This window comes from Bacillus cereus (genome assembly GCF_002561295.1).
Lineage (GTDB): Bacteria > Bacillota > Bacilli > Bacillales > Bacillaceae_G > Bacillus_A > Bacillus_A cereus_S.
In genome coordinates this window covers 45,097-52,729 of the sequence record NZ_NTUG01000006.1, presented here as the reverse complement: position 1 = coordinate 52,729, position 7,633 = coordinate 45,097, and the positions used below count along the sequence as shown (strand labels likewise).

Sequence of the window (7,633 nt, the reverse complement as noted above, 5' to 3'; positions counted from 1 at the left end):
CTAGCCGCTAGAGCTGGACAATGCTTCCTCTAAATTTCAAGGTAGGAGTATTACTGCCCGTTAATGCGGGGTAGTATTATGCACCAGCTATTGCAGTAGCTGGTGTTTTATATATATAAATACAAATTGAAAAACTGGCATAAAATCATTCTTTTTAGGTGGGAAGAGAGCGTCCGGCTATGGATAGAAGCGGTCAGTGCCTTTTTTGGCCCCATGCCTAACGAGAACAAAAGGAGAAAGTGAGTGGAGATCTTCTTTTGTTTTGATAGCCGCGACTTAGGTGCTTGAAAATCGATATGGATATATAGAGAAAATCAAGTTGATATACACGATAAAAGTTTTGAATTTTCAATCTTTTATGATATACTTATAAGCAAATCTATTTGGAAGAAAGGACGTCTACTACGTATGCCAACATTTACTTTGTAATGGATCAGCAATTGAATAGCATTGCTCTCAAAAAAGCTGCGTGCTTTTTCAAGGGAGTAGTCTGTTCATTTCCCATTACAAAGGAACGTAACACATCTGTAGTATGATGTTGTACGGAGGTTCCTCTTAAGGGAACCTCTTTTTATTTTTGTCTATTTCTCATTTATTCATACTGCAAGACATCCAAATAGCTGTATTACGTTCCTTTACCAAACATATACGAGGTGAAGGAAAATGCAGAAAGTACAACTTTCTTGGAATTTATATGAAAATGAATTTGAAGTGCCAGTTGAAAAACATTGTAAAAATTGTGGTCATATCACCCCTTTTATTGATACAAATATTCGCAGGCATAACGCAAATGGAAAGAACATTTACCGCTTTGCAATTTATAAATGCCCGAAAGGTCATACATGGAATAAAAAACTCCAAATTTATAAATCGTTTTCTGATCATGTAGAAACACTTGATATGATTCAGAATGAACAAGATGAAACAACAACTACTATTTCCATTATGCAATATAAAGAAATTGGCACCACTGAGCTATACATTATATTAGAAACCGTCTTAGGCTCTCACCGTATGGATAAAGCACTAGCTGCATATATTTCAGATTGGAGCCGTACTGCAATTGTAGAACGAATCAAAATCGGACACATTCAACTGAACGGAAAACAGATGAAACCAAATACAACACTTTCAGAAGGCGATCTTATTTCAATTTGCTTGTAAAGGAGACTAGATTATATTTGCCGAGGGGCCATTTACTTTGCAAGGAAAGAGCCTCTCACAATTGGTATAACTGCTACGAAAAAATATTGAAGTAAAAAAATTCCTCTTACATCTGCGTAAGAGGAATTTCTTTTTACTTCTTCACTTTTCGCAATACAAAGTGTGCACAACCAAAGTTGCAGTACTCATATAAGTACTCCGATAATGTGCTAATTTTCGTATCATATGTCGCACGTTGGTTACTATCAGCAAAAAAACCGCGTAATCTAAGTTGATCGTATCCCCAGTCACCAACGATATAATCATATTTATTTAAAATTTCTGCATAGCGCTCTTTAAATGCTTCTTCACGAAAACCGTTACGATAGTCTTTAATTACCTCGTACTGAACATTATTAATGCTCACTGTAGCATGAATCTCCTGCTTTTGCTCCATCACTAACTTCCTTTCTAAGCATTCTTCTTTTTATCGTATCACAAAGCCTAACAACCAACAATTTCAAATACAAAAAATTGAAAAGTAGTAAATGCTATGGAGAAGGAGGTGATACATCGTGAAAAAACAAATGATACTCTCTCTTCTCACCCTTTTTGTGTTTGCAGGTTGTCAAACAGCAAATAAAGCAGAAATGGAACGCGAGGAAGGCAGCCGCGTTCTTGTTTCCAATAAAAACGACATGTACCATACAGAAAATACAAATACAAAGCTTACAAAAGTTGGGTACTCATCTAAACAAAAAGATGAAGTATCTAACAAACAAGTAGGCGCCATTAACCGTGAGAAGGTAGCTGAAATGATTACAAGTATGATCGTCCAGCTCCCTGATGTCACAAATGCCGCTACACTCGTAACTGATGATGAAGTATTTGTTGTATACCGAGCAACAACAAATGATCCAAATCTTGTAACAGAGCAAGTATATAAAACGGCTTTGTCCATCGTTCCTCGCTATTATAAAGCATATGTATCTACAGACCAAAAATTGATTACCCAAATTCAAGGGCTGCAATCTGGTACATTAAATAATAAAGAATATGAACAAACTCTTGATATGCTAAAACACGAAATGGGTAAAAATCCACATTTAAATAATAGCCAAAATGCTACGCTAAATGACATGATTAAAAAATAGAAGATGGAGCTGTCTACTTGAGACAGCCCCATCTTTTTATTTTTTATGGTTATCTGCGTACACTGCCATTGCATCACACATAAATCTAGCCAATCCTTCTCCAAACTGATCAATATTTTTTGTAAAGCGTTCATCATCGACATACATTTGTCCTAATCCTTTAAATGCCTCTAATGAATATTGACCAAAGTTTTGCAAGTACTCATACCATACTTGGATCGCGTATTGCGCCTCTTTAGAATGAGGTTCACTGTGCCGAAGCGTAGCAAGCTTTCTATAAATATTATTAAACTCTTCTTGCTTTTCCTTAGTCATACCAGCTGCTGCCTTATTCGCTTTATCAACAGCTTCATCTCCCCATCGCGTACGCGCCTCTTCTTCATATGGGTTATGACTAAAATCAAATCCTTCAAACTTTTCTTTATTCGTCATTTCAATCTCTCCTTTTGTATGCTGAATTGTCTTATCAATTGTCGCAATCACTTTATCTAGTCGAGCGCGCTTCTCAAGCAGCATTTTCCGGTGCAGCGTAAGCGCCTCGTCTCGGTCAAACGAAGGACTCATGATAATTTCTTTAATCTTCTTTAAAGGGAAGCCAAGCTCTTTAAAAAATAAAATTTGCTGCAGCGTCTCTAAGTTTTCATTGGAATACAGACGATAACCAGACTCCGTCATCTCGTCTGGAGTTAAAAGTCCAATTTCATCATAATGATGCAGTGTGCGCACACTAATACCAACTAAATCGGCTACTTCTTTTACCCTCATTGTCATTATTTCGCCTCCCTCAATACATACATTAAAGTATCACGCAACGTAAGGGTCAACAGAAAAAATTCTTTTTTTAACCTATATTTTAGTTAAGGTAAACGATTCCTGTAATTCCCTGTATAATAGATAAAGTGAAACTTTAATCAGCTCTCATCGATTGGGCTGTTATGGGAAGTTGATGCAGGGTAAATCCACGGCATCTAAGTCGGTTATGAAGAAAAAGTTTCTGACGCTAACTGCTTCTATGCCCAAATGGACTCTCCCTTCCCTTTAAATATTGGGAGCTTCCATCGTTTTAAGCTTTAAATTTACATAATGGTACATACATTAGAAAGTGGTGAAAAATATGATTTCAAATGCTGTCATTACTAGTATGATTTTGCAACTGGCAATCTCGGTTCTCTTTCCCATTATCGTGCTTATTTATTTTCGAAAAAAATATAAGATAAACTGGAAAGTTGTCGGTATCGGTGTTCTTATCTTTATCGGATTTGCGCAAATTCTTGAAACACCTTTTCACGTATTTATGCTTGGGAACGAGGCGACATCTGAATTATTAAAAAATCCATTCCTTTATGCCCTATATGGTGCACTCACTGCCGCTATCTTTGAAGAAGCAGGACGATTCATTGCTTTCTTCTATTTACTGAAGAAATTTCGGGAATATAAAGACGGTTTAGCATATGGAATTGGACACGGAGGAATTGAATCTATTTCAATTGGAGCTCTAGCTAGTCTGCAAACCCTATACTTTGCTATTTCAATTAACAATGGAAGTTTTGCACAACTTATTGAAAAGGCCCCTCAACTCAGTCAAGTGCAAGATTTATTACTTAGTACTTCTCCCTCTCTCTACCTACTTGGTGGCGTAGAAAGAATCTTAGCTCTTGTTTTACAAATCGCCTTTTCAATGCTTGTGTTATATGGCGTCAAGCATAAGAAATATATTTTTGTTATATATGCCGGCTTATTCCATGCATTTATAGACTTCTTTGCAGCTCTTTATCAAAAACAAGTTATCAATATATTTGTTGCAGAAGGAATTACTTTTATTTGTGCAGTTGGCGCCTTCATTCTCATTCGTAAAATGAAAGACAAACTGACGATTAAACCAGAAAAAAACTAAGCTCGCTTGAGCTTAGTTTTTTTGTATAGAGGATTTTTTTTCCTTTTTGTCGAAGTATGTATCGTCAACTTGAACAAATGAGGGATGAATTTTGAAAAAGCTTATTGTTGTACGACACTGTTCAGCTACTGGACAAGAGCGAAACGCACCGCTAACAAGGACAGGCGAAAAACAGGCACACTTTCTTGCTGATGTTCTTATGGAGAAGAACTTGCAAATAGAGTCCATTATTTCAAGTCCTTTTACCCGAGCGCTTCAATCCATTACACCATTTGCATTGCGCGCGAATTTACCAATTAAAGAAGACGAGAGATTAACAGAGCGCATATTAAGCAATGCACCATTAGAAGATTGGTTACCAAAACTAGAATATACGTTTACAAATATAGATATTGCCTTTTCAGGCGGAGAGTCAACAAAGCAGGCGATGAACCGCGCAACATCGCTTATTCAAGCTATTTTACAACAAGAACAACAAGTAACATTACTTGTTACACATGGAAACTTATTAACACTTATTTTAAAGTACTTTGATGATCAGATTGGTTTTAAGGAATGGCAGAACTTAAGCAACCCTGATGTTTACGAAATTACAATTGATGAACAAACGACAATCCACAGATTGTGGGGAGAAACTGTTGAAAATCGTTACACGAGATAATATTGAACAGGAACATATTTGCTGTGCAATATCAGACAAAAAAGTGAAACGTGGTGTCGAGCTAAAAAAAGAATGGTTAAAAGAGCGATTTGAAGAAGGACTTGTATTTAAAAAGCTAGATGTGAAAGGAAAAGTGTTCATTGAGTATCTTCCAGCTGAATATGCATGGGTACCTATCTCTGCACCAAGATACACATATATCAATTGCTTTTGGGTATCAGGACGCTTTAAAGGACAAGGATACGGAGCAGAGCTCTTAGAAGAATGTATTCAAGATTCTAAAGCAAAGGGGAAGCATGGTATCGTTGTTATTTCAAGTAAGAAGAAACGCCCATATTTATCAGATGGCATCTACTTAAAGAAAAAAGGATTTCAAGTATGTGATACAGCACCGCCTTATTTTGAATTACTTGTATACAAGTTCGATTCAAATGCTCTTTCACCACATTTTACAGCAAGCGCCAAGGATATGCAGATTCCAAATCAAAACGGCTTAGTTGTCTATTATACAAATCAGTGTCCTTATACTGATTATTACATTCATCAAGAATTAGCTAATATCACGCAGCAATATCACATCCCTTTTGAATGTATTCAATTGACATCGCGAGAAGATGCCAAGCGGGCTCCTTGTGCCTTCACAACATACGGGGCTTTTTATAACGGGAAATTTTTAACACACGAAATTTTAAGTGCAAAAAAATTTGAAAAAACAATGCTGAATATGCAGCAAATATAGAAAGGGGTATTATTAAAATATGTACGAAGAAGTAATCTCTTTATTACATAAAACAAATGCTTCCTATGAAAAATTCGAACACGAACCAGTTCTTGATTATGAAACAGATCAAGTCGTTCGAGAACGTCTCGGCTTACACGGTGTTCCTAGTAAAAGTTTATTTTTAAAATCAAAATCTGGCTCCTATTACGTTTTCTTCACAGTAGAGGGAACTCGTCTCGAGAGGAACGAAATGAGGGAAATCACTGGTGAGCACTTATCAATTTGCTCACCTAATGAACTAAGAGAACAAACAGGTTGTATTCCTGGATGCGTGGCGCCTTTCGGTTATTCACAGGATGTAACAATTATTGTGGATCGTGCCATCTACACCTATGATAAAATTTTAATTACACCAGGTGTTCCAGAATTTACAATTGAATTATCCACAGAAGAATTAAAAAAGATTTTATCCACATGTCAAAATACTGTTTTAGAATATAGAAAAATAAATTGAAAAATCCAGGTAAAACATTTCTTTTAGGTGGGAGAGAGCGTCCTGCCATGGATAGATGCGGTCAGGACCTTTTTTCGCCCCATGCCATGTGAAAACAAAAGGAATTAACAAGTGGAGATTCCTCTTTTATTTTCATAGCCACCGCTTGTGTGTCAGCAAATCCATATGAATTTATATCGAAAAGAGAGCTAATTTAGCTCTCTTTTTAGTGAGAACCAGATCCCGACATATTCAGTACGATAACCCCACCTATAATAAGAGCAATTCCAAGAGCAGTTTGCCACGTGAAGACATCTTTCCAAATAAGTACACCAATCAGTGCCGTTAACGCCGTCCCTACTCCTGACCAAATGGCATAAGCCGTACTCAGTTGGATGTGTTGCAGCGATTTTGACAGAAAGAAAAATGCTGAGGCAAAACCTAATACTACTCCTACGCTTGGAAGCACTTTTGTAAAACCATTTGATACCTTTAACATCGTTGTTCCAAATACTTCACTTACAATCGCGATCGCTAAAAATAAAAAAGCCTTCATAAGATTCCCCCTAAAAAAAATCCTTCTTAGCATTCTTACTAAGAAGGATTTTTTACAATTATTTTGCTGCTGCTGTATTTTCTTTCGCAGAACGTACTTGCTCATCTGCATGATAAGAAGAACGAACAAGCGGACCAGCTTCACAGTGGCTAAACCCTTTGCTAAGTGCAATTTCTTTTAGCTCTGCAAATTCTGCTGGTGTGTAGTATTTAATAACTGGTAAATGCTTTTTAGATGGTTGTAAGTATTGTCCAAGCGTCAAAATATCCACATTGTTCGCACGTAAGTCGTCCATTGCTTCAATTAAATCTTCTCTTGTTTCACCTAGACCCACCATAATGCTAGATTTAGTTGGAATATCTGGTTGCATTTCTTTTGCACGACGTAAAAATTCTAATGAACGAGGGTATTTTGCTCTAGCGCGAACTCGGTCAGATAATCGACTTACTGTTTCAATGTTATGGTTCAAAATATCTGGTTTTGCATCCATTAACATTTTTAAGTTTTCTTCTACCCCGCCCATATCAGATGGTAACACTTCAATCGACGTGAATGGATTTTTACGACGAACAGCGCGTACTGTTTCAGCAAAAACAGCTGCTCCACCATCTTTTAAATCATCACGTGCAACCGCTGTTATAACAACGTGTTTTAAGCCCATGTGTACTACAGAATCTGCTACGCGTTCTGGCTCTTGTAAATCAAGCTCTGTTGGTAAGCCTGTTTTAACCGCACAAAAACGACAAGCACGTGTACAAACCGCACCTAAAATCATAAATGTTGCTGTTTTTCTTACTGCCCAACATTCGTGAATGTTCGGGCATTTTGCCTCTTCACAAACGGTATGAAGCTGCTTAGAACGCATCATTTTCTTTAAGCCTGTATAGTTTTCATTTGTATTTAACTTAATTTTCAACCATTCGGGCTTGCGCTTATATTCTGTTTGTTTTGTCATGTTATCAACTCCGCACAATATGAAATAGTTTACCGTGTTCGCTTCTTTCAATGTAA

The 7,633-nt window shown here is 36.8% G+C and carries 10 protein-coding genes; 6 read left to right on the top strand and 4 right to left on the bottom strand.

The genetic code is table 11. The annotated features are described in order from the left end of the window. Positions 1-663 precede the first annotated feature (663 nt). Positions 664-1,164 carry an RNA-binding S4 domain-containing protein gene (locus CN373_RS06380; protein ID WP_098358971.1) on the top strand — a complete coding sequence of 167 codons (501 nt, stop codon included), beginning with the start codon at positions 664-666 and terminating at the stop codon, positions 1,162-1,164. 133 nt (positions 1,165-1,297) lie between these two features. Here CN373_RS06380 and CN373_RS06375 read toward each other — a convergent pair whose 3' ends face one another. Next, positions 1,298-1,600, bottom strand: a complete 303-nt coding sequence (locus CN373_RS06375; RefSeq protein WP_000435939.1) for a YutD family protein — start codon at positions 1,598-1,600, stop codon at positions 1,298-1,300. Positions 1,601-1,718: 118 nt separating this feature from the next. Here CN373_RS06375 and CN373_RS06370 point away from each other — a divergent pair, with 118 nt between their 5' ends. Further along, positions 1,719-2,297: a YhcN/YlaJ family sporulation lipoprotein gene (locus CN373_RS06370; protein ID WP_000744503.1), complete on the top strand. Its 579-nt coding sequence runs from the start codon at positions 1,719-1,721 to the stop codon at positions 2,295-2,297. A gap of 36 nt (positions 2,298-2,333) precedes the next feature. Here the strand turns inward: CN373_RS06370 and CN373_RS06365 are convergent, their stop codons facing one another. Continuing rightward, a complete protein-coding gene (locus tag CN373_RS06365; RefSeq protein WP_098358970.1) occupies positions 2,334-3,068 on the bottom strand; it encodes a MerR family transcriptional regulator in 735 nt (244 codons plus the stop codon). Between the two features lie 343 nt (positions 3,069-3,411). On the opposite strand from CN373_RS06365, the gene CN373_RS06360 reads away from it, so the two are divergent. The 4 genes from CN373_RS06360 to CN373_RS06345 all read left to right on the top strand — a co-directional run bounded on the left by CN373_RS06360 (position 3,412) and on the right by CN373_RS06345 (position 6,087). Beyond that, entirely contained in the window at positions 3,412-4,191 is a 780-nt protein-coding gene (locus tag CN373_RS06360) for a YhfC family intramembrane metalloprotease (protein ID WP_033664402.1), read from the top strand. Positions 4,192-4,282: 91 nt separating this feature from the next. Further along, positions 4,283-4,852, top strand: a complete 570-nt coding sequence (locus CN373_RS06355; protein WP_000734038.1) for a histidine phosphatase family protein — start codon at positions 4,283-4,285, stop codon at positions 4,850-4,852. Continuing rightward, positions 4,830-5,591: a GNAT family N-acetyltransferase gene (locus tag CN373_RS06350; RefSeq protein ID WP_000706989.1), complete on the top strand. Its 762-nt coding sequence runs from the start codon at positions 4,830-4,832 to the stop codon at positions 5,589-5,591. Before CN373_RS06355 ends, CN373_RS06350 begins: the two co-directional genes overlap by 23 nt. A 19-nt stretch (positions 5,592-5,610) precedes the next feature. After that, a complete protein-coding gene (locus tag CN373_RS06345; protein ID WP_098358969.1) occupies positions 5,611-6,087 on the top strand; it encodes a YbaK/EbsC family protein in 477 nt (158 codons plus the stop codon). Positions 6,088-6,292: 205 nt separating this feature from the next. Here CN373_RS06345 and CN373_RS06340 read toward each other — a convergent pair whose 3' ends face one another. Both CN373_RS06340 and lipA read right to left on the bottom strand, forming a co-directional pair. Further along, positions 6,293-6,622 carry a DMT family transporter gene (locus tag CN373_RS06340; RefSeq protein ID WP_000642963.1) on the bottom strand — a complete coding sequence of 110 codons (330 nt, stop codon included), beginning with the start codon at positions 6,620-6,622 and terminating at the stop codon, positions 6,293-6,295. Between the two features lie 58 nt (positions 6,623-6,680). Continuing rightward, positions 6,681-7,577: a lipoyl synthase gene (gene lipA, locus CN373_RS06335; protein WP_000166377.1), complete on the bottom strand. Its 897-nt coding sequence runs from the start codon at positions 7,575-7,577 to the stop codon at positions 6,681-6,683. Positions 7,578-7,633 lie beyond the last annotated feature (56 nt).